Annotated in this window: 21 protein-coding genes; 10 read left to right on the top strand and 11 right to left on the bottom strand. The window is 39.1% G+C overall.

Features of this window, described 5'->3' with window-relative positions; genetic code table 11:
- Positions 1-619 precede the first annotated feature (619 nt).
- Entirely contained in the window at positions 620-1,720 is a 1,101-nt protein-coding gene (locus AB1471_RS03800; RefSeq protein WP_367778272.1) for a PRK06851 family protein, read from the top strand.
- A gap of 93 nt (positions 1,721-1,813) precedes the next feature.
- On the opposite strand, the gene AB1471_RS03795 is transcribed toward AB1471_RS03800, so the two are convergent.
- The 4 genes from AB1471_RS03795 to AB1471_RS03780 all read right to left on the bottom strand — a co-directional run bounded on the left by AB1471_RS03795 (position 1,814) and on the right by AB1471_RS03780 (position 5,587).
- On the bottom strand, positions 1,814-2,911 hold the full coding sequence (locus AB1471_RS03795; protein ID WP_367778271.1) for a CopD family protein: 1,098 nt from the start codon (positions 2,909-2,911) through the stop codon (positions 1,814-1,816).
- Positions 2,908-3,438, bottom strand: coding sequence for a copper resistance CopC family protein (locus AB1471_RS03790; protein WP_367778270.1), 531 nt, complete (start codon positions 3,436-3,438; stop codon positions 2,908-2,910). Before AB1471_RS03790 ends, AB1471_RS03795 begins: the two co-directional genes overlap by 4 nt.
- A 102-nt stretch (positions 3,439-3,540) precedes the next feature.
- Positions 3,541-5,298, bottom strand: coding sequence for an ABC transporter ATP-binding protein (locus AB1471_RS03785; RefSeq protein WP_367778269.1), 1,758 nt, complete (start codon positions 5,296-5,298; stop codon positions 3,541-3,543).
- A 166-nt stretch (positions 5,299-5,464) separates the two neighbouring features.
- Positions 5,465-5,587: a hypothetical protein gene (locus AB1471_RS03780; protein ID WP_367778268.1), complete on the bottom strand. Its 123-nt coding sequence runs from the start codon at positions 5,585-5,587 to the stop codon at positions 5,465-5,467.
- Between the two features lie 150 nt (positions 5,588-5,737).
- Here AB1471_RS03780 and AB1471_RS03775 point away from each other — a divergent pair, with 150 nt between their 5' ends.
- Positions 5,738-6,727: a LacI family DNA-binding transcriptional regulator gene (locus AB1471_RS03775; protein ID WP_367778267.1), complete on the top strand. Its 990-nt coding sequence runs from the start codon at positions 5,738-5,740 to the stop codon at positions 6,725-6,727.
- 453 nt (positions 6,728-7,180) lie between these two features.
- Here AB1471_RS03775 and AB1471_RS03770 read toward each other — a convergent pair whose 3' ends face one another.
- Positions 7,181-8,566 (bottom strand): tetratricopeptide repeat protein, encoded by a 1,386-nt coding sequence (locus AB1471_RS03770; RefSeq protein ID WP_367778266.1) that lies wholly within the window; start codon positions 8,564-8,566, stop codon positions 7,181-7,183.
- 278 nt (positions 8,567-8,844) lie between these two features.
- Between AB1471_RS03770 and AB1471_RS03765 the strand changes: the two genes are divergently transcribed.
- The 3 genes from AB1471_RS03765 (at position 8,845) to AB1471_RS03755 (ending at position 12,991) form a co-directional block, all read left to right on the top strand.
- Entirely contained in the window at positions 8,845-10,035 is a 1,191-nt protein-coding gene (locus AB1471_RS03765) for a glycine C-acetyltransferase (RefSeq protein ID WP_367778265.1), read from the top strand.
- Positions 10,036-10,559: 524 nt separating this feature from the next.
- Positions 10,560-11,510 (top strand): L-threonine 3-dehydrogenase, encoded by a 951-nt coding sequence (locus AB1471_RS03760; protein ID WP_367778264.1) that lies wholly within the window; start codon positions 10,560-10,562, stop codon positions 11,508-11,510.
- 224 nt (positions 11,511-11,734) lie between these two features.
- Complete coding sequence (locus AB1471_RS03755) at positions 11,735-12,991, top strand: ATP-binding protein (RefSeq protein ID WP_367778263.1); 1,257 nt, start codon at positions 11,735-11,737, stop codon at positions 12,989-12,991.
- Between the two features lie 279 nt (positions 12,992-13,270).
- On the opposite strand, the gene AB1471_RS03750 is transcribed toward AB1471_RS03755, so the two are convergent.
- Positions 13,271-14,653: a YjiH family protein gene (locus tag AB1471_RS03750; RefSeq protein ID WP_367778262.1), complete on the bottom strand. Its 1,383-nt coding sequence runs from the start codon at positions 14,651-14,653 to the stop codon at positions 13,271-13,273.
- Positions 14,654-14,950: 297 nt separating this feature from the next.
- Between AB1471_RS03750 and sda the strand changes: the two genes are divergently transcribed.
- A complete protein-coding gene (gene sda / locus AB1471_RS03745) occupies positions 14,951-15,082 on the top strand; it encodes a sporulation histidine kinase inhibitor Sda (protein ID WP_367778261.1) in 132 nt (43 codons plus the stop codon).
- 136 nt (positions 15,083-15,218) lie between these two features.
- Complete coding sequence (locus tag AB1471_RS03740; RefSeq protein ID WP_367778260.1) at positions 15,219-16,088, top strand: Cof-type HAD-IIB family hydrolase; 870 nt, start codon at positions 15,219-15,221, stop codon at positions 16,086-16,088.
- 329 nt (positions 16,089-16,417) lie between these two features.
- Here the strand turns inward: AB1471_RS03740 and bshB2 are convergent, their stop codons facing one another.
- Both bshB2 and AB1471_RS03730 read right to left on the bottom strand, forming a co-directional pair.
- Positions 16,418-17,101: a bacillithiol biosynthesis deacetylase BshB2 gene (gene bshB2, locus AB1471_RS03735; RefSeq protein ID WP_367778259.1), complete on the bottom strand. Its 684-nt coding sequence runs from the start codon at positions 17,099-17,101 to the stop codon at positions 16,418-16,420.
- Positions 17,102-17,137: 36 nt separating this feature from the next.
- Positions 17,138-17,485, bottom strand: coding sequence for a YojF family protein (locus AB1471_RS03730; RefSeq protein WP_367778258.1), 348 nt, complete (start codon positions 17,483-17,485; stop codon positions 17,138-17,140).
- Between the two features lie 406 nt (positions 17,486-17,891).
- Here AB1471_RS03730 and AB1471_RS03725 point away from each other — a divergent pair, with 406 nt between their 5' ends.
- The 3 genes from AB1471_RS03725 to AB1471_RS03715 all read left to right on the top strand — a co-directional run bounded on the left by AB1471_RS03725 (position 17,892) and on the right by AB1471_RS03715 (position 19,568).
- Entirely contained in the window at positions 17,892-18,569 is a 678-nt protein-coding gene (locus AB1471_RS03725) for a uracil-DNA glycosylase (protein WP_367778257.1), read from the top strand.
- A 270-nt stretch (positions 18,570-18,839) separates the two neighbouring features.
- Positions 18,840-19,160, top strand: coding sequence for a YwdI family protein (locus AB1471_RS03720; RefSeq protein WP_367778256.1), 321 nt, complete (start codon positions 18,840-18,842; stop codon positions 19,158-19,160).
- Positions 19,161-19,196: 36 nt separating this feature from the next.
- Positions 19,197-19,568 (top strand): DUF423 domain-containing protein, encoded by a 372-nt coding sequence (locus AB1471_RS03715; RefSeq protein WP_367778255.1) that lies wholly within the window; start codon positions 19,197-19,199, stop codon positions 19,566-19,568.
- 106 nt (positions 19,569-19,674) lie between these two features.
- Here AB1471_RS03715 and gerQ read toward each other — a convergent pair whose 3' ends face one another.
- From gerQ to hemQ, 3 genes are all read right to left on the bottom strand, one after another.
- Positions 19,675-20,181, bottom strand: a complete 507-nt coding sequence (gene gerQ / locus AB1471_RS03710; RefSeq protein WP_367778254.1) for a spore coat protein GerQ — start codon at positions 20,179-20,181, stop codon at positions 19,675-19,677.
- 47 nt (positions 20,182-20,228) lie between these two features.
- On the bottom strand, positions 20,229-20,651 hold the full coding sequence (locus tag AB1471_RS03705; RefSeq protein ID WP_367778253.1) for a cell wall hydrolase: 423 nt from the start codon (positions 20,649-20,651) through the stop codon (positions 20,229-20,231).
- Between the two features lie 165 nt (positions 20,652-20,816).
- Positions 20,817-21,566, bottom strand: a complete 750-nt coding sequence (gene hemQ / locus AB1471_RS03700) for a hydrogen peroxide-dependent heme synthase (RefSeq protein WP_367778252.1) — start codon at positions 21,564-21,566, stop codon at positions 20,817-20,819.
- Between the last annotated feature and the right edge of the window lie 43 nt (positions 21,567-21,609).

Here is a 21,609-nt window from a genome sequence, read left to right as displayed (position 1 = left end):
ACGAGCGGGTTAAAGTTTATTAAACAGCAAAAAAGATCATCCCACAATTGTGAGGTGATCTTTTTTACATCTGACTGCTTAGAAGTTTTGAAGCACATGTAATCGCTTTAATAGGTGTAAAATGTACCTTTTTTATGCATGGCATTTACAAAATAATAGAAAATAAAAACTCTTAAAAAGGGGTTGTTATTTTTTCAATAGACGGTACTTCTTTAAAATGATTGTCCCTGAATCGAAAGCCGACTACCGTATAGGTTCGAGTGTCAGGGAGCTCAGCCTGCAAGTAGGGAGGCCCGCGCGTTCCACAGGGTTGACCATTTTTGGACGAATCCATCTATAACGGCACTTCCATATGGTTATATATTTTCTGTTGATATTTCTTATAACGATTTGAGTTATAGATTCGGACCAGGAATATTCAATTATGATAAGGAATTAAATGCTCATGTAACTACTCTTTCTGATAATTCCGTGTTAGAAACGCATAAGTTTTACGGAAGTGTCGTAGAATTCGATTGAAGTTCAGTAGAAGCCTTTGCGCCTTCGATAATTTAAGTTATATTTCCCTCATCCCCTCATATATATAATCGGGTGGCCATCATCAAGGGAGGGGTACAGCATGACTGGTAAGATACGTCATTATTTTACTGGGGGAAATACCGCGAAAGGATACCATCATTTCATTGAATCAAATGTCGATTCGCTTAGCAGGTTGTGGATTATGAAAGGTGGACCTGGTACGGGAAAGTCGACTCTTATGAAGCAGATTGGTCATATTTGGCTTGAAAAAGGCTTTGACATTGAATGGATTCATTGTTCATCAGATCCAGATTCATTAGATGGCGTGATTATTCCATCCCTTCAAATCGGTCTAGTAGATGGGACCGCCCCTCATATTTTGGAACCATCCGCTCCGGGAGCAAAGGAAGAGTACGTCAATCTCGGTCAGGATTGGGATAGTAGAAAACTTCAGTCACATGTTGAAGAGGTAGCTGACTACAATGAGAAGATAGAAGAGTGCTATGAAGAAGCATATAAAACATTTGGAGAAGCACTTGCGATTCATGATGAATGGGAAGAGATTTATATCGATAAAATAGACCGTAAAGTAGCCGATCAACTTGCAGAAAACTACATTAAAAAGCTTGTTGGAAATGTTCATCTTCATAAAAAGGCAGATGTGAAGCACCGGTTTTTAGGGGCAGTTACCTCGCAAGGTGCCGTCGATTATATTCCAAACCTAACGTATGAACTACCAAAACGTTATTTTATAAAAGGAAGACCAGGTACAGGTAAATCCACTTTACTAAAGAAGCTAGCAAAAAAAGCGGAACAGTGTGGGTTAGATGTAGAAGTTTATCATTGCGGATTTGATCCAGAAAACTTAAACATGGTCATTGTACGTGAACTAGGTTTTGCTATTTTCGACAGTACCGCACCACATGAATATTTTCCAGAACGAGAGGGAGACGAAATCCTCGATACGTATGAGAAAATTATTCCACCTGGTACGGATGAAGAGAATGCTGAGGCCATTCAGGAAATTAGGCAGCGTTATAATGTCAAAATGGATGAAGGCATTGCATGTTTAAAGAAAGCAAAATACCTGCATGATGAACTAGAGTCCATTTATATAGAGTCTATGGATTTTGAGCAAGTCAATAAAATACAACAATCCATCCATGCTCAAATTGAAGAATTAGTGGGTTTATCCGAGTGAAAAGAAAGACCATCCTGATGAGGGTGGTCTTAGTTCGTTTTTAAATAGATTCATACATGTGTGGAATCGCTAGGTTGAGCTGAGTGTCTCGTTTTACGAAACACTCGCACTCGCCATTATCATGATATAAAGGGAGAATGTAAGTGCTAGTCCAAGAATGAATGTAAAAGCTGCAGGTGCCTTTTTAGCAAAGGATAAAAAGAATAAGACAATAAATAAGACGGATAAACCACATAATAGAATCGTATTTAGGTTCCATTCAAGGGTGAGGTGGGCAAATTCAATCATCGTATTGCCGGTCATCGATTTAAATAGAGGCGAAACACCGTCGATTCGAATCGTATTTGCAAGATCATTTGGTGGTGCTTGCTGACTCATCACTGCGGTCACAGAAAAAATAAAAAATAAGATCACGCTTTCCGCTTTTGCCCAAGGTTTTGGTTGGTAAGAAGGGTCTTGTAATTTTTTCTTTACCCAAAATCCATTGATACACGCAAATAAAAAGACAGGAATGAATAACAAATGCTTGATCAATAAGGCTTGCCCATAATTGACAACCCATGTAGCAGGATACTGACTTACGTCCATCATTATGGTCATCATCAAATAACCGCTAATGAGCGTTAAGATTAAGCAACCAATCGCAAGTGGAGTAAACCATTTTAAAAACGCTGACCAGTTCGATTCATTGTTCGATAAAAAACTGATCACAATCAGGGTACCTACCCAAGCAGTAATAGCAACAAGGTGCATGGTGTAATATAAAATGCCAAGTGAAGGGGAGATGGATTGTGGATGACTGGACCAACCAAGTGTCACAATTAATCCCAAAGCTAAAACCAGGGCAGGAACTGCAATAGACCCTTGTTTTCCTCCTTTTGAGTAAACGAGGAGAACAAAAAATAAAATGGCAATACAGAGAGTAGCAAGCCAAGCTTGCCCAGCAGTATATTTGGTTAACACTTGCAACAATCCCTCTAGAAACCCACGGGAATCACTTATTCGTAAAATCAGCGGGATCAATGGAGCGAATGAAAAAATCATGACTCCTGCTACTGCATAAGAGATCCAACTACGTTTTATATTGATGGAAGGCTTCATGTTTGAGGGAACAAGTTCAACAATCAGCATCCCTACTAAAAAAGACAAAGACAAGTAAAGCATTGTCTCTGTCAGAAAAAGCGTGGTCATTGTTTTTTCCTGCGTAGGAAAAAGATCGTAGACCCAATTGCAACGGCGGCCAATACCACAATCACAATCGGCATCATGGTCGTATTCGTCGATGATGATGGCACATCACCCGAATCATTTTCCACGCTTTCTTCTTCAGGGATTATAGGGTCATTCATGATACCAACTTCTTGATCAGGATCTTCAACTGTGAAGGAGTAGACATCTTGAATTTGGTGTCCATCTTCACCAATAATATCCCACGCTACATCATACGTACCGTTAGATAAAGGATCTAGGAAGTGCGCGGTTAAGGTGTTTTGATCGATTTCAATCGTCTTCGTTTCAACTACTTGACCATTTTCACGTATGATTTCAATATTGCTTGATTCTTCAATCACGGTATTAAATTGAAGTGAAATTTCTTCAATCGCTTCAGTCACCGTTTCCCCATCTGCTGGTGTTGACTCATCAAGACCCGTATGAGCATAGGCAGGTGTGACTGAAAAAATGCTGATCATAACGAGCAATCCAATTATTTTTTTCATATATATTTCCTCCAAAAATATGTCTATTTCTTGCTAAGTATACTAATAAAAGAGTGTAATGGATCATTTTTTTTTGACAATTGAGTGGCACATCTGGATCAATCAGATGTCGTTTGACGCGAGTGATTGCCCCTCTGCGAACGTACGATACAATTCGTGAGTCGAGAACAATTCATCATGTGAACCGATTCCAGTTGCAAATCCATCATCTACAAATATGATTTGATCCGCATGTAACACAGTCGACAAACGGTGAGCAATGACCATAGTTGTTCGGCCGTCCATCAACCGTTGAAGGGCATCTTGAACAAGAATTTCTGATGAGCTATCTAAGTTTGATGTTGCTTCATCTAATAGTAAAAATTCAGGGTCAAGGATCAGTGCTCTTGCAATCGCAATTCGCTGACGTTGTCCACCAGATAATCGGATCCCTCTTTCGCCAACTTCTGTTTCGTATCCATCTGATAATTTCTCAATAAACTCTGCCGCATTCGCATCTCGAGCTGCCTGTTGAATCGTTTCCATATCCACTTCATGTCCAATGCCATAACAAATATTATCTTTTATGGATCCAGACATAAGTGGACTCTCCTGTGACACATAACCAAAGCCACTTCTCCAAGCGGATAAATCATAGGAAGAAATCGGTTGTTCGTTTAAATGGATCGACCCATTCGTCGGGGAATAAAACCGCTCAATCAATGAAAAGATGGTCGTTTTACCTCCACCACTAGGTCCAACAAAAGCCGTCATTTTCCCGTATGGAACGTTAAAAGATAAATCCTTTAAGATAGATTTTCCGTTATCATAGGAGAAGTCAACTTGATCAAACGAAAGTGTTTTACCTTGCCATTCTATTTGTTCAGTTGTGGAGCGTTGTTCAACATCCGTATCCAAAATTCCTTGAATTCTCTCTGTGGCACCTACGGCTTTTTGAAATGCGGTAAAGAAAGTCGCCATTTGTGTAAAGGGCACAACGATTTGGAATAAGTAAAAGATGATTGCCACTAAATCTCCAGCGGAAAGTTGGTTTGATGATACTTGAATGCCTCCATAGCCTAGAATAACAACCAAAAGAGCCATCATAATAAAGGTCATAAATGGTGAAATGACGGCTTGGATTTTTGCTTCTTTTAATCCGAAACGAAATAGCGATTGAATCCCATTTGATCCTTTAATCGATTCTTTTTCTTCTGCACGATACGCTTTGACCAAGCGAACCTCAGATAGTACACGACCTAACAAACCAGAAAAAGAAGCCATTTCATCTTGAACAGCTCTGGACACTTTGTACATCATTCTCCCAAGCGGCATCATGATTAATAGGGAAAGAGGAACGGCGATGAGTAAGATCAACGTCATTTTCCAGTCAATATAAAGTAAAAAAATGACTGAACCGATAACAGAAATCAAACCAGTCACGAACGTAACAAGATGGCCTGTAATTAACTGCTTTAACGTAGCGGTATCTTGTGTGACTCGACTCATCGTTTCACCTGTTTCGTGGTGGTCAAAAAATGGAATGGGTAACCGAACAATATGTTTCCACAATTTTTCCCGCAAATCAGTCACAATGCTTTCTCCTATGTATGCCAGCATGTAATAGGACACGCCACCCGTAACCCCTTGTATTAAAAACACCCCGATTAATAAACCGAATGTTGACCAGTTGATTGATGTTGCAGAAAGAGTATCAACCATATCCCTTGTAACGAGAGGGATAACTAAACTCACAGAAGTTTGAATTAAGGCGAAAAATAAAGCGAAAAACGTTACCCATTTCGGCCATTTTAATTGACGTATTAGATGAATAAATACACGCCATTGAACAGGCTTTTTTTCTTTAGTGATGGTGGCCATCTTTTTCCTCTCCTTTGAACTGAACCATTTGTTACTTTTAAATGTATCATAGTAAAAGTCTACGATCCTACCATTTAGCACAGGGATTTCAACAACTGTTGATTACCGGAAACGGATCACTGGATTCATTTACATTTTTAGATGACTGAATCGATTGCTTCATTTTTCAATTCGAAGTGGTGATAAAGCTCGCCTGTTTATTAGGATCTTCTGTACAGAAGGCAGTTCTTGAACACGTTGATAAATGAGGGAGTGCATGCGCTTCAGCTAATGGCTTTAACCATTCCATTTATTTTTCCATCCTGCACGAAGTTTGTATTTACAGGGTCTTCAATTGTTTTCATATAGAAGACCTCCAACAAAGAGTCTAGTATATAATATTATAATACCAGTTTATGAAATCTTTAACATATGAATATGTTTTTAAAGGAGTGACTATATGCCTAATATTGAGGAAATAGCTAAAATATGCAAAGTATCTAAAACAACTGTATCCAGAGTTTTAAATAACCATCCATACGTCTCAGAAGAAAAGAGAAGAAAAATTTCAAGTGTGATTAAAGAGCTAGATTATACTCCAAATTCTTTAGCAAGGAATTTAAGAACGAACAAAACGTATACACTCGCAATTTCTGTCCCGAGCATTGATCATTCTTTTTTTGGACAATTAATCAAAGGGATCTCTAATGAAGCATTTGTACAAGGGTATAAGGTTTTAATTTGTCAAACATTCTATGATAAACAAAACGAACTAAAGGTAATGAATTTACTACGAAATAACGAAATAGATGGTGTAATATTAGGAACTTTAGAAAATGAATGGACAGTGATTGAACCTCACTTAAAATATGGACCGATCTTGTTATGTAACGAGTATCATGAAAAAGCGTCCTTACCGATCATTTGCTATGATGAATTTGAAGCAGGTTATAAGGCTGTGAGACATTTAATTGAAAAGGGACATAAAAAAATTGGCTTTTGTTATGATACTTCTTATAGTCAAGCTCAACGACAGCGTAAGGAAGGATTTTTAAAAGCTTTAGCTGAATCAAATTTACAAACAAGGAATGAATGGACTTTCGATCGTGCTTTTAATATCGAAGATGGATTTCGAATTTTTAACGAGATTAATAAGTTAAATGAAAAACCTACCGCTTTGTTTACAGGAAATGATCAAGTAGCTGCAGGAATAATTAAAAAAGCGATAGTAAACGGTTACGAGATCCCTGAGGATTTGGCCGTTATAGGGTATGATAATCAATTGTTATGCCAAGTTACTACTCCTACTATAACAACAATAGGTATTCCTATTATTGAATTGGGAATACAGTCGGTATTAAAAATAATCCAATATATAAGAGGTAATGAAGGAGTTAAACGTGAAATAATTCGACTGTCAACTAAACTCATCGTAAGAGAGTCTACATGACATGAATAACTAATCTGGGAGTCCTGGTGCAAAAACTTCAACATAATTGTGGTTCATCCGTAAGTGTTGGAGATACTGATGACTTTAACTTCAAAGCAAAGGGAGCGGCGTTATTGCTATTAAGCTTAAGCCACTCCTATAACTGTGCTTCATTCATCTTTTTATATCTTCTTCACATATTAGGTGAAAAGAACACTGGTCGTAACGCCACTTTTGATATGACCATTATTTGTGTCACGCGGACCAGTGTTCTTCTTTAGTCTAGTTTGTGGAAAGGATTTCATGTCAACGGGTATAATAAAATAATTCAATAATGCTTAATTTGCGGTGAATATTTTTGAAGAACGCTGGCGTTCTATGTTGGGATTCAAATGAAACATCCACCTCGACATTACTTTTCCGCTCCTTGTACAAGTTTCACTTTTAAATGTACCAGTGTGTCTATAGCCCCATTTAGCACAGTGATTTCAACAACTGTTGATAAGCAGCTGCTTCATCCAATTGACCTGTTTCTTGATAAAGGGTTTGTAGCCATTTTACGGGAGATGGATCATTAGGATTCATTTCCATTTCGTAGATAAATGAATCGATTGCTTCATTTTTCAATCCGAGTTGGTAATAAAGCTCACCTGCCAAAAACTGTTTATTAGGATCTTCTGCATACAAGGCAAGTTTTTGAACACGTTGATAAATGGGAAGTGTGCATTTCGCTTCATCTAATGGCTTTAACCATTCCATTAAGTAGTTTAAGTCATGCGTTTGACTAAGAATAGGTACACATGCTGTTAAGATCGTGTCTAAGTGATGTTTTTCTTCTTTTAAAATGGGAATCAGAGCGCGACTTAATTGATCGATTGGTAAGTGCTCATTCCATTTTACATGTGCGATTGCCTCTTTCAAGCTATGTAAATCTTGATCCTCTAGGAGAAATGGGTGTTGAATGAACGTTGTCAAGGCATCTTCCCAAGCACGCAGACGAATACATTGTCTGAATGCTTCTTGATGAATGACACTATTTGGTGAATGGGTCATTTGAAGCAAAATATCTTTTAACTCCTTTTGGGTGAAAAGATGTTTTGCTGTATCTAAGAATTGGTGTATGGAAGTAGAAGTTGAGCTGGTTAGTTGTTGTTCATAAAGTAAAGAAAATGCAGCTAACGAATGAGCAGACTTCAAACTAAACGAATCTATCCACGTGGTTAAATTCTGTGGCTCATATCGATGTTTCCAAAGAAGCCAATCCATTGTGGTTGGGTCCGTTGTTAAAAGAGAGGAGTCTAAGGTGTCATATTTATCATGATAGGAAGAAAAACTGGCGTCATGTTTTGTGTGAGCAATCCATTCATGTGTGGGGAATGCCTCTTCTAAAGTGACAAGTACAGAATACGCTTTGCCCCATTTTCCGTCACGGCGATAGTCGTAATAACATTCACGCATGACTTTAAATAGTTTATCCTTTTGAATCAATGAGTCGAAGCAGCGGAAAATTTGGGAAACCTCTAGCGGTGAATAACGGTTTTTAATAGACGAATGGAGATCTGTTAGGGATTTGTTTTTCAGTTGATTTTTTCCTTGAAGCAAATGGGTGACAACAGGATGAGGACATAAAAAAACAATTCCTTTTGTCATCGCCAGTTCAAGATAACTACCCAGCCTAGAGCGGGTGACCTTTTTGGCGGCAAGGAATTGTTGCCTGAAAAAATATGCGTGATAAAGTTCGCCTGTTTGGGAAGTGGCTTCCATAATTGTACAAGGAGAATGAACTGCCATTCGAATAGGAGTAAGTTGTGTTTTACGATTGTTTTTTCCCAACAATGTGATTGTGGTCAGATGGTTCATCAAGATCCCTCCTTTTTCTCCCTCTATCATACCATATTTATTCTATGAACGGTAGAAAACTAAGGCCGCCCAACGAATGACAACCAAGCAACCGTCATCTTATCTTTCTGAGCGCTCTCTTTATATTGCTGATACAGCTGTAGAATCATTGTCCGTATCATACAAACATGTTAAACTAGCAATGTGAATAAAGACTAATGAATAAATGAATTTCAGCTTATACTGTATATATCAAAAGGACATCTGTCCAATTCCACGAAAATATAGGAGGAGTACACATGGCAAAGATTTTAGACCAATTCTTAAAAGAAAACTTAAATGACTTAAAAGAACGGGGTCTTTATAACGAAATTGACCCAGTTGAAGGTCCAAACGGTGCGAAAATCAAAATTGGTGGCAGAGAGCTAATTAACCTTTCATCCAACAACTATCTTGGACTTGCAACAAATGATCATTTAAAAGAAGTCGCTAAAACAACGATTGATACATATGGGGTTGGTGCTGGAGCAGTTCGTACAATTAACGGTACGCTTGATCTTCATGTGAAACTTGAAGACAAGCTAGCAGAGTTTAAAAGCACAGAAGCAGCGATTGCTTTCCAATCAGGGTTTAACTGTAACATGGCTGCGATTTCAGCAGTAATGGACAAAAACGACGCGATTTTATCAGATGAGCTAAATCACGCTTCAATCATTGATGGCTGCCGTTTATCTCGTGCAAAAGTTATCCGTTTTAATCACTCTGATATGGAAGATTTGCGTGCTAAAGCAAAAGAAGCGACTGAATCTGGTCAATACAACAAAGTAATGGTTATTACAGATGGCGTATTTTCAATGGATGGTGATGTGGCGAAACTTCCAGAAATCGTTGAAATTTCGAAAGAATTCGACTTGATCACATATGTTGATGACGCTCACGGTTCAGGTGTGATGGGTAAAGGTGCGGGAACGGTTAAACATTTTGGTTTGTCAAAAGACATCGACTTCCAAATGGGTACATTATCAAAAGCAATTGGTGTAGTTGGTGGATATGTCGCTGGATCGCAAGAGCTTATTGACTGGTTAAAGGTTCGCTCCCGTCCATTCTTGTTCTCCACGGCACTAACACCAGGTGATACCGCTGCAATCACAGAAGCGCTTCAAATGCTGATCGATAGCACTGAACTTCACGACAAGCTATGGGAAAACGGCCGTTATTTAAAAGACGGATTGAAAAAAATCGGCTTTGATATTGGTGAGAGTGAAACACCAATTACACCTTGTATCATTGGCGAAGAAAAGCTAACTCAACAATTCAGTAAACGCCTAAGCGAGGAAGGTGTTTACGCAAAATCAATCGTGTTCCCAACCGTTCCGCGTGGCACAGGACGCGTGCGCAACATGCCAATGGCAACGCACACAAAAGAAATGCTTAATGAGGCACTTGCTGTATATGAAAAAGTTGGGAAAGAATTAAATATTATAAATTAAATAAATGCTTAAAGAGATCCTGTCTGGTGATTATGCTAGACGGGATTTTTTTGTTTGAAACGTAAAGTAACAACTTCTTCACGTCATTCTAGCCTATTTAAAAAACTCTGCATAAAATAAACAAAATGCCGGAAATTTCTTTGCCAACTTTCCTTTTTGATATAAATTGCTCAGTGATCGTTATACTTGGTTGATACAGCTGTTGGAGTCAGATGTAGTAAATGTGCTGAACAAAAAATCGAATGTTGCATAATCTTATAATTTCTAACCAAACTAAAAAATGGACTAAGTGTGTCTTGGTTTTTAGTTTGAATAAAGCGGTTACAAAGTTATGAAGATTATCCTCAAAATAAAAGGTCGAATTTATTTGTCCTCCTGGTATAAACATTTTATTCGAAATGTGTTAAGTTATAAATGCATAAAACATGGATTAACTAAAAGTGTGTTTTTGGTGTGTACACTTGTTCTTTCTGTAGGGAGATATACTTACTAAGGTGAAATTGAATAGAGGGGGATAAGATATCATGAAGAGAATTTTAGTCACTGGTGCGCTTGGTCAAATCGGATCAGAGCTTATCACGAAATTGCGCAAAGAATATGGCACAGATGCTGTTGTTGCATCTGATATTCGATCAATGGATAACGAGGTCGTTAACGGAGGACCATTTGAACTTTTGGATGTAACGGATGCAGAGCAGATGAATGCAATTGCGAAAAAACACAATGTTGATACAATTATGCACATGGCAGCATTATTGTCGGCAAAAGCTGAAGAAGCACCACAACTTGCTTGGCATTTAAATATGGGTGGACTTGTGAATGCACTGGAAGTATCTCGCGAGCAAAATCTTCAATTCTTTACACCGAGTTCAATCGGTTCTTTTGGACCTGATACACCAAAGATGGAAACACCACAAGATACATTGCAACGTCCTACGACAATGTATGGTGTGAATAAAGTTGCAGGGGAATTACTTTGCGATTATTATCATTCACGTTTTAATGTAGATACAAGAGGAGTTCGCTTTCCAGGTTTGATTTCATACGTTACGCCACCAGGTGGGGGAACAACAGACTACGCAGTGGAAATTTACTATGAAGCATTGAAAAACGGTCAATACACTTCGTTTATTGATAAAGGTACGTTCATGGATATGATGTATATGCCAGATGCTCTTCAAGCGATTGTAGACTTGATGGAAGCTGATCCTGCTGGATTAAAACACCGTAATGCATTTAATGTAACGGCTATGAGCGTTGAACCAGAGCAAATTGCAACTGAAATTAAAAAACATATTCCTTCATTTGAAATGATCTATAAAGTGGACCCCGTTCGTCAAGCGATTGCTGATAGTTGGCCAAATTCAATTGATGCATCAGCTGCTAAAGCAGAGTGGGGCTTCAAGACAAAGCATGATCTAACATCCATGACAAAAGATATGCTAACAAAACTTAAAACAACGATAACTGTCTGAATACGCAAAAATCCCGCTGAAATGAAATGATTTCCAGCGGGATTTTTCTAATGGCTGGAGAGGGCACAATAAAAAAGGTAGTTAAAATACAAAGGTCGATCTATTCCTACAATATTCAACATGATATGATAATATGGTATTATTTCATTAATTTTACAACTTAATGTTGAAATGTTTGTAGAGGTGGGTGATTTATCCTGATACAATCTTACTCTTGTTCTCATATGAAAGTCCTAATTGGATTATTAATTTTACTTTTCTTTATTCAAGATGCACTTGTTTTTTCTGGAATCGGATGGTTACCTAGACAAATCTACATAGGGGCCGAAATAATTGTCTCATTATTAATTGTTATGGTTGGATTTACTATGTTCAGACGATACCGCAAAGAACAGCAGCTTTTTATAGAAATGAAAGAGGAAGAAGTAAAGATGACAGCGCTTTTTCAATCGATGCCTGACTTTGTTTGCTTTAAAGACGGGGAAGGACGTTGGATCCGTATGAATGATTTTGGGTTAGCGCTTTACGAGTTGGAAAATGAAACATATATAGGAAAAACAGACCGAGATCTCGGGCTCAAAAATCCGTTTTTTAAAGAAGCATTTGAGGGTTGCTTAGAATCAGATGAAGAAACATGGAAAAAAGCTGAAACAATTCGAGTAGAAGAAGAATTTTACGTTCCTTCGGGGGAATTAAAGACTTTTGATGTGATAAAAGTTCCGATGTTTTATAAAGACGGTTCGAGAAAAGCACTCATTATCATTGGGAGAGATATTTCACAGCAAAAAATAGTTGAAGAGCGTTTAGTCAAACAAGAAAAATTGTCTGTTTCAGGTGAACTTGCTGCTGGAATCGCTCATGAAATTAAAAACCCATTAACAAGTTTAAAAGGATTTGTTCAGTTGATGCGTGAACAGCCTCACCTTTCGACAAAAAATGTAGAAATTATGGCTTCAGAAATCGATCGCGTTCATTCAATAGTTGAAGAGCTTTTAGTACTCTCGAAACCTCATAAACGAGTCCAAAAATGCTTTTCCCTTCAAGAAGCAATGGACTATGTCGTGAATGTTATGAAGCATCAAGCTTTGTTAAGTCGTGTAGAGATAATTGTTGAACGTTCTTCTACAGAATCCGATCATGTATTAGGCGATCGAAATAAACTTATTCAAGTGATGATCAACCTGGTTAAAAATGCAATTGAGGCAATGGAAGATGGCGGTGAAATGAAGATCCGTTCGGTTAAAAAGAATGAAGAAGTATGGATCCAAATTCAAGACGAAGGCGTAGGCATTTCAACTGAACAACTCAATAATCTTGCAAAGCCATTTTATACGACAAAAGTAAAAGGAATGGGCTTAGGACTTACCATATGCAACAAAATTATCCATGAGCATAATGGACAGTTAACTATTCAAAGTGAACTAGGAAAAGGAACAATTGTCACGGTAAAGATGCCTATACATAAACTTAAATTTGAGTAAAAAACAGTCGCGCATAAGCACGACTGTTTTTATTTTAGTAGTTTAAGAGGCTAGCCCCTCGAGTCACAAGTCGCTTTCCTGTGGTGGTAAAGAACGCCCTCCTCGGGAACTGCCTTATGCCTGTCGGAGCTGGTCAAGCCGCTTCGCTTTTCGTTGATGTCTAGCTCCAGCGGCTAGCTCCTCGGGGTCATAAGTCAGTTCCCTGTGGTGGTAAAGAACGTCCTCCTCGGGAACTGCCTTATGCCTGTCGGAGCTGGTCAAGCCGCTTCGCTTTTCCGGTTAAAATAGTAAGTGTGCTATTCCAGCAATGATCGGTAATGTGATCAGTGTACGTAGTAAGAAAATCAATACAAGATCAAAGAATGATACCGGGATACGTGAACCGAGTAGCAGGCCACCGACCTCTGACATGTAAATAAGCTGTGTGACAGATACTGCTGCAATCACAAATCGAGTCATATCTGAAGGAATGTCACCGCCGATAATTGCAGGTAAAAACATATCAGCAAATCCGACAACCATCGTTTGTGCAGCGTCAGCCGCATAAGGAATTTGAAGAAGTTCTAATATCGGAACAAATGGTGCACCTAAAATGGCGAAGGTACTTGTTTTTTCTGCAAGAATCAAAGCGATCGTACCAAACGCCATAACAACAGGTGCAACACCCATCCACATATCTAAAATGTTTTTACTGCCATCCACAACAAATTTTTTCGCACTGTTGTTGCGTTTTGCTGCAGCAATAGCCGTTTCAGTTCCGTATTGAAGACGTGTTTTTCCGCCAGGGATATTTTCTAAATCTGAATCCTCTACTGCCTCAGAAATGTATTCCTTTTTCTTTAGAGACAGGGGTGGAATACGGGGCATAATAATTGCAGCCACAAATCCTGCAAGTGCTACAGTTAAATAAAACGGTACAAAATAATTAGCCAAACCAACTTCTTCAATTATGATAATACTAAATGTGAATGAAACAACGGAAAATGTTGTACCAATCACAGCCGCTTCACGTTTTGAATAATGTCCTTCTTCGTATTGCTTGTTTGTAAGAAGAACCCCAATTGTTCCATCTCCAACCCAAGAAGCCAGTGCGTCAACTGATGAACGACCAGGCAATTTAAACAAAGGACGCATAATTTTTGCCATCAGTGCACCGAACCATTCAAGTAGTCCGAAATTCAATAGAAGTGGTAAGAACATTCCTGCAAATAAAAAGATAGAGAACAATGACGATAATAGTCCTCCTTGTTCAAGTAGCAGTCCACCTGTATCAGATGACCAAATGGCTTCCATTAAAGGACTTGAACCTACTTGGAAAAAGGCGATTAGTGCAAAGGTAGAAGCAATGACTCTTACAACCACCCAAAACCATGAAACGAATAATAACTTATTCCAAAATTCATTATTCATAATAAATCCTGGTTTGCCGAGTCTAGCTATAAGCGTTAGTACTGCAGTTAAAACAATAATAAAGGTCATAATAGCAGGGAGAATAGAACCGATACTGTCTTGAAGCCACCCTGATATGATCGCTATCGGAATCGTAAGAGATTTGTCCCCTGTTTCAGGATCTGTTATCGGAAAAGGTGTCATAAAAACTAAAATCCCGATAATGGATGGGATAATAAAGCGTAAATAATCTATTGCTCTTGGTTGCTTCATAATTCTCTCCTTTTTTCTGTATAGAATTTAAAATTCTTCATTATTTATTTTGTATAAAAATAAGTCATATTCTATTTTAATTCACCCCCGGATAAAAATCCATTGATTTTAGAAGAAAAGATTAATAGATATCGATTTTATTAACTCTTGTACTTTATTTAACCACTGCTAGTACTTATTATCAATAATTGTCTGAAAATAATAACATTTTTGAAAATATTTTGGTCGAAAAAGGTGTAATAAACCTCTACATTTCGGGGAATAGATAGAAAAATGAAAATTTTTGAGGTGGGGTATATGAATTCCTTAAAAGGTCTTACAGATGACAAGTTAATTGAAGCATTTGAAACGGCTAAGGAGAAAAACTTATCAAGCGATTTTATTGAATTGCTTGAAGTTGAGATTGTTTTTCGAGAATTGCAAATTTAGTTTTATAAGCAAGCATGGTGAGCAACATGGCCATGCTTTTTCTAATAAAGATGGGTAAGATAAAGTATTGTAAGGGATTGCAAAAAGTAGGGCATGATACAATGGGACTACATTGAAAAAAGAAAGGTGACATAATATGATTAAATTAATGGCATCAGATATGGATGGCACACTTTTAAACGGTGACCATGAAATAGGAATGAAAAGCATCAAAGCGATAAAAGAAGCTCAAAAGCACGGAGTCGAGGTACTCGTTGCAACTGGGCGTTCGTATTTAGAGGCAATGCTTCCGCTAAAAGAAGCAGGTATTGTTTGCCCGGTGATTGCGGTAAACGGAGCAGAAGTGAGAAGTGCTGAAGGTGAACAGCTTCTAGTTAAAGGCATCGACGACAAAGCAGCAAAGCATGTAGCTGAACAGCTTGAAGAGCTAGACATATATTTTGAGGTGTACACAAATAAGGGAACATTTACAAACGATAAAGAGCAAGGAATTGCTTTGCTGATCGATATTTTTTTAACAACGAATCCAGACACTCCACTTCCGCATGTTCAAACGGAAGCAAACAATCGTTATGACGAGGGGCATATCACAGTCATTAAAGGCTATGAAGAATTACTCAAGGATTCGACTCAGACTGTCTTTAAGTTTTTGGCGTTTTCAGCGAATCCAGATTTACTCGTTAAAGCAAGAGAAATCCTTTTAAAGCTAGATGACCTAGCGATTAGTTCATCTGGTAACGAAAACCTTGAAATTACGAGCTCTCGTGCACAAAAAGGGCTCGCACTTGAATGGTATTGTGCGAACAAAGACATTGCGATGAAAAATGTAATGGCGATCGGTGACAATTACAACGACCTATCGATGATGGAGAAAGCTGGTTATTCAGTAGCAATGGGGAATGCACCAGAAGATATTAAAGAGCAGTGTATGCATGTCACAACATCTAATCGAGAAGATGGCGTCGCAAAAGCGATCCAACAACTGATTATGGTTCCATCACGATGAACATTTCCCCGACGTTGGAAAGAGTGAATTGTTATTCAGGAATGGAGTAAATGAAAAAAATCCCGAGTAGCTATGTGCTCGGGATTTTTTAGATGTAAATTTTGTGATTTGTTAGCCATCTTCAGCAGGTAGGTGCTCAAGGTCACAGGTCAATCACTGCAGAAGGCCAAAAGCGCCTACCGTCAGCGCTCGCCCTGTGACTGTCGCATCTAACCGCCAGCTTCCACCATATCTTCAGCAGGTAGGTGCTCGAGGTCACAGGTGAATCACTGCAGAAGGCCAAAAGCGCCTACCATCAGTGCTTGTCCTGAGCTTGCCGCACTCTGCTTTTATTTGTATCCCTGGTCCCAACGGTAGTTGTAAAATCGTTCCTTGGTTAACCACTGGATCGCTTCTGGATCCTGATCAGCTAATCGTTTTTCTAGGTCTTGGAGCATCCATGCTGTTTGAGATATGTGTGCACGTATTGTGTTGAGTTTGATCTCACGAACAGATGAAATATCGTGAATAATATCTGGTTCGCCTAGTTCAGCAAGCGTGTTATTCGAAAATGCAAGACAGTGGAGCTTTGGTCGACGCTCATCTGGTGTGCGTCCCACCGCACGAACAACAGCTCTAGCCGTTGCTTCATGGTCAGGATGAACGCAATAATTAGGATAAAATGTAATGACTAATGACGGATTTACATCATCTATTAAATCTCTCATCATTTTCACCATTTTTTCATCATCTTCAAACTCTACCGTTTTATCGCGAAGCCCCATCATACGTAAATCGTCTAATCCCATTGCATTTGCTGCGCCAAGTAATTCCTGTTTGCGAATAAGCGGAAGTGATTCGCGTGTAGCAAAGGGTGGATTGCCTAGATTCCGTCCCATTTCACCAAGTGTTAAGCAGGCATAGGTAACTCCGTTGCCCATTTGAATATGTGACGCAATTGTTCCAGACACCCCGAATGCTTCATCATCTGGATGAGGAAAAACTACGAGTACATGTTTTTCGGTTGTAATCATCGTATGGACTCCTTTTTAAGAATTAGTAAGACAGGGTTACTCAAATGGCGTCTGGCTAATCTGTAATGCCACCGCAAGCTTTCCCTGATTGTCATGACCAGCCATAAGCAAGCGTTTTTTTGAATCGAGTTCAAAATGGGTAATGCCCTGTGCATAAATCCATCCAAGATCAAGCTTCAATCCGACGCGAGATGGTGCGTCACCAATTATTTTACCAAGCTCATAACGAACTTTCGCATTCCGGATAAAGGCACCTGCATTAAAAAAATTTTCATCCTTATGGGTAGCATACGAACCGTTCGTTGTTTCTAAATGAATATAGACATCTTTTCCTGCAAAGCGATCAATCAATGTCTGCACTTCTTCTATGTTGACAGGCTGCATAACGCTCCTCCTTGATATTTCATTCTACTATTTATAGTTTACTTGATCTGAAACAAGAATGCGAAAAGAAGGTACTATTTAAAAATAGGAGAGCGGAGGTTTATTTTTGACAAAATTAAATATTTACTCGAGAAGTTTTCCTTTATCATACACGACAGACATCGAAAGAACCGAAAGTATACAGTCGTGGAAATGTGGCAAATTTCCTGGGAAATATTCGCTCTGTTTAGTCTGAAGTTGCGTGATTTTGTCGGAATTAAAGATATCAAAAAAGGGTGTTTGATGGTACGGGTTGTAGGTTTTCATCATTCGCCCTTTCTCGTATAATAGAATAGGATTGTCGTACAGTGGATTTTGTGAATTCGCTGGTTATGTCGCAACGATTGTTGATCTAGGAGGAATTCTTATGCCGCATTCAAACGTTCAAAATGATTGGCAACAGCTACTTGAAAAAGAGTTTACGGAGCCATATTATCAGGAGCTTTGTGAGTTTTTAAAAGAAGAATATGCTAGTAAATCGATATTTCCTCCAGTGAAAAACATTTTTCAAGCTCTTCATGATACGCCTTTTTCGAAAGTGAAAGTGGTGATTTTAGGGCAAGACCCTTACCATGGGGTTGGACAAGCGCATGGCTTGAGCTTTTCGGTACAACCTGGAGTTCGCCCCCCCCCTTCATTGAAAAATATATTTAAAGAAATAGAGAGCGACCTTGGAATCACAATTCCATCAAATGGCCATTTGCAGAAATGGGGTAAACAGGGAGTGTTACTTCTAAATACTGTGTTGACGGTTCGTGAAGGTGAGGCAAATTCACATCGTAAACGAGGGTGGGAAACACTGACCAACGAAATTATTCGTTTGCTAGGTGAGCGAGATCAACCTACTGTATTTATTTTGTGGGGAAAACCTGCCCAGTCAAAAAGGATACTAATTAACGAACGATTTCATTGTGTTTTAACCGCTCCACATCCAAGCCCGTTGTCGGCGCATAGAGGTTTTGTTGGTAGCAAGCCATTTTCCAAGACAAATGATTTCCTAGAGACTAATGGGATCGAACGAGTGGATTGGGCGTTAGAGGATTGATTGCTATGTAACTATGGTACAATGAAGCACGCGAAATGATCGCTAAAGGAAACAGGTGTGAAGGATGGAATCGAAGCGTATCAACTGTAATGAATGCAAACATTATTATGTCACATGGGATCCTAAATTCCCCAAAGGATGCAAAGCACATCATTTTAAAACAAAACACCTGCCTTCATTAGAAGTGTTTCGGGCTTCGGGTCATTCTTGTTATGCTTTTGAAAAGAAAATGCACCAACATGCAAGTCGCAATGGAAGGAGGACTAGAAAATGAGCATATCATATGAACAATTACTCATGAAGATTGAGCAAGAAGTAGGGCAAGCAAAACTCGCTCGCTCCTCGCAAATGAGAGAACATCTTCACTCCATTCGTACGCTTTGTGACTTGGCTTTGGAAGACCAGGGGGAAGGAAAGAGTCTTAGAGGGATGGCAGGACAGGAACTTGGTAGAATACAATCAAATGTTGTGGGAAATGTCCAGTCAGCAAATGTTTATCAACCACCTGAACAACCGACTGTCTCCGTTCCACGAGACAAGCCGATGAAAATGGACGATGGATCAAATGGAGACTCTTTGTTTGATTTTTAATTTTGGATGAGAGATAGCGAAAGGATGTTTAAGTAAATGAAATTATTCATTATTATAGGTGCGATCAATGCACTACTTTCAGTGGCACTTGGTGCATTCGGCGCACACGCACTTGAGGGACGCGTTGAAGCGAAATATTTAGCTACTTGGAACACTGCTGTTCAGTACCAAATGTTTCATGCAACAGGTATTCTAATTATCGGTATTTTAATGGGGAACCTTCCAGCAACAGGTTTACTTAGCTGGGCGGGCTGGCTTATGCTAGTCGGCATCATCTTTTTCTCAGGAAGCCTTTACGTACTTAGCCTGACTGGTATCAGCGTTCTCGGTGCTATTACTCCAATCGGTGGTCTCGCATTCTTAGCCGCATGGGGTTGTTTGGTTCTTGCTGCGATGAAAGTGCTTTAATTTGCTAAAGGTATCTAACCGGTCAGTGAACTAACTGAAGCACGCAAAAACCGCTCTCCAATAAGATATGGAGGGCGGTTTTTTGTTCGTGTTAAAATCAATATTTTTATCGTGAAGGGTAGCTTGCCATGCCGTTGAAAGGGTATGAGTACTGAATTTCGCCTTCAAAAGTAATGTAATCTAGGTAAATCATTGGTAAAACATAACGGATTCCTGTTTTCATATCACTTAGAACAATGTGATCACGACCAGCGGCTTCAACGACTCCTTTGAAAATTTTTGCGTTCCATTCGCGGTTATTTTCAAAAGTCATGTATACTGTTGCTGTCTTGCCTCGATTTAGACGCAGTATGTTTTCAATATAGGATTCTTCTGTTGGCAACATCGATTGGCCGCCAACCTGTTGTCCTGTAGGTGCCTGCGTCCCCTGTGTAGGATAGGAGTAGTATGGATAGCTAGCTTGAGATGGTTGGTAGTAGGGGTATGAGTATCTTGCGTTTGGTTGTCCAGTTGACTGTGTATTTGGTTGTCCAGTTGATTGCGCATTTGACTGTGCACTTGGTTGTCCAGTTGGTTGCTGGTTTGCATTATTCATAGATGAAGGGTTAGTCATCAATGAACTCCTCCTTTATATTTCTAGGGATAAGTGAACGTAAATGACTAGTAGACTTCAGGACACTCTCCTTGAGTAGGGGCATAAAAACAATGTGATTTGTATCGTCCAACGTTCCATTGTCCAAAAAATTGGGCGGGACAATCGCCATCAGGTCGGAAAAACCACAGCGTATTTGTAGCAGGGTGGAATCGCTCGCCTTGAAGTACTCTGCGTGCAAGTCTCTTATCTTGTTCACGTGCGCGCTGATAAAAGTACCCCTTTACTGTTGCTTCGAAGCCGCCGGGACGCTGAAAAACCATATCTTGAATTGATACAATATTTGTAAAGTCTAGACATTTCACTCGGGCTCGATTAACACCAACATTGCCAACCATCAGCATACCAAGCTGACCTTCACCTTCAGCCTCAGCGCGCATTAAACGCGCCAACAACTCAATCTCTTTATCAGTATGAGCAACTACAGCCACATATCCTCACTCCTCCCCATCGATTTAAACTATATGCAAAAGAGGAAAGAGTTATGATTTTGTTTTAGTTTTTGTTGTAAAAAAGAAATGAGACTGTCGGTAAACGTAAAAAAGAACAATGACCGAAGCCTATAAACTGAAAGGCACGATCATTGTTCGTTATGTTTAAACGTGTAAAAATTGTGGGAGACTTTCGTCTTCAAGAAGGTTACCTACATAGAAGGAACCGAATTCGCCGTAGCGTGCGCTGACTTCATCAAAACGCATTTCATAAACAATTTTTTTAAACTGGAGAACGTCATCTGCATAAAGTGTAACGCCCCATTCCCAGTCATCAAAACCAACTGAACCTGAAATGATTTGCTTGATTTTACCTGCATAACTTCGACCAATCATGCCGTGGTCGTACATAAGTTGCTTGCGTTTTTCCATCGGAAGCATATACCAGTTATTATCGCCTTCACGCTTTTTATCCATTGGATAGAAACAAATGTGCTTTGCTTTCGGTAGCTGTGGAAACAGGCGAGAACGTACATATGGGTTTTCGTAAGGGTCTTCATCGGATTCGTTCGAACCATAGGTGCCAAGCTCGACAACTGAAACGTATGAATACGTAGGTATCGTATACTCAGCAATTGTTAGTTTATTAAATTCATTTTCGAGGTCGTTCAATTCTTCCATTGTTGGACGTAAAATAAATAACATAAAATCTGCTTTTTGACCAACAATTGAATAAAAAGAATGGCTTCCTTGTTCTTGATCTTGAATGTTATGCAGCTTTTTTAGGAACTGCTGAAATTCGGTAATCGCTAATGTGCGCTCATCGCTTGACAGCCGCTTCCACGATGTCCAATCCATTTTGCGAAAATCATGAAGGCCATACCAGCCATCAAGAGTTGTTGATGCTTCACTCATTCTATGTCACTCCTTGATCAGTACTTAATTTTCTACCGTAATC

Origin of the sequence: Jeotgalibacillus marinus (genome assembly GCF_040801915.1) — a bacterium.
GTDB lineage: Bacteria > Bacillota > Bacilli > Bacillales > Jeotgalibacillaceae > Jeotgalibacillus > Jeotgalibacillus marinus.
Note: the sequence above shows the minus strand (reverse complement) of the source record. Positions and strands in the feature narration are given on the sequence as shown.

Coding starts and splice junctions, on each gene's coding strand:
- AB1471_RS03800 (WP_367778272.1), top strand. CDS start 620: ATGACTGGTAAGATACGTCATTATTTTACTGGGGGAAATACCGCGAAA.
- AB1471_RS03795 (WP_367778271.1), bottom strand. CDS start 2,911: ATGACCACGCTTTTTCTGACAGAGACAATGCTTTACTTGTCTTTGTCT.
- AB1471_RS03790 (WP_367778270.1), bottom strand. CDS start 3,438: ATGAAAAAAATAATTGGATTGCTCGTTATGATCAGCATTTTTTCAGTC.
- AB1471_RS03785 (WP_367778269.1), bottom strand. CDS start 5,298: ATGGCCACCATCACTAAAGAAAAAAAGCCTGTTCAATGGCGTGTATTT.
- AB1471_RS03780 (WP_367778268.1), bottom strand. CDS start 5,587: ATGGAATGGTTAAAGCCATTAGCTGAAGCGCATGCACTCCCTCATTTA.
- AB1471_RS03775 (WP_367778267.1), top strand. CDS start 5,738: ATGCCTAATATTGAGGAAATAGCTAAAATATGCAAAGTATCTAAAACA.
- AB1471_RS03770 (WP_367778266.1), bottom strand. CDS start 8,566: ATGAACCATCTGACCACAATCACATTGTTGGGAAAAAACAATCGTAAA.
- AB1471_RS03765 (WP_367778265.1), top strand. CDS start 8,845: ATGGCAAAGATTTTAGACCAATTCTTAAAAGAAAACTTAAATGACTTA.
- AB1471_RS03760 (WP_367778264.1), top strand. CDS start 10,560: ATGAAGAGAATTTTAGTCACTGGTGCGCTTGGTCAAATCGGATCAGAG.
- AB1471_RS03755 (WP_367778263.1), top strand. CDS start 11,735: ATGAAAGTCCTAATTGGATTATTAATTTTACTTTTCTTTATTCAAGAT.
- AB1471_RS03750 (WP_367778262.1), bottom strand. CDS start 14,653: ATGAAGCAACCAAGAGCAATAGATTATTTACGCTTTATTATCCCATCC.
- sda (WP_367778261.1), top strand. CDS start 14,951: ATGAATTCCTTAAAAGGTCTTACAGATGACAAGTTAATTGAAGCATTT.
- AB1471_RS03740 (WP_367778260.1), top strand. CDS start 15,219: ATGATTAAATTAATGGCATCAGATATGGATGGCACACTTTTAAACGGT.
- bshB2 (WP_367778259.1), bottom strand. CDS start 17,101: ATGATTACAACCGAAAAACATGTACTCGTAGTTTTTCCTCATCCAGAT.
- AB1471_RS03730 (WP_367778258.1), bottom strand. CDS start 17,485: ATGCAGCCTGTCAACATAGAAGAAGTGCAGACATTGATTGATCGCTTT.
- AB1471_RS03725 (WP_367778257.1), top strand. CDS start 17,892: ATGCCGCATTCAAACGTTCAAAATGATTGGCAACAGCTACTTGAAAAA.
- AB1471_RS03720 (WP_367778256.1), top strand. CDS start 18,840: ATGAGCATATCATATGAACAATTACTCATGAAGATTGAGCAAGAAGTA.
- AB1471_RS03715 (WP_367778255.1), top strand. CDS start 19,197: ATGAAATTATTCATTATTATAGGTGCGATCAATGCACTACTTTCAGTG.
- gerQ (WP_367778254.1), bottom strand. CDS start 20,181: ATGACTAACCCTTCATCTATGAATAATGCAAACCAGCAACCAACTGGA.
- hemQ (WP_367778252.1), bottom strand. CDS start 21,566: ATGAGTGAAGCATCAACAACTCTTGATGGCTGGTATGGCCTTCATGAT.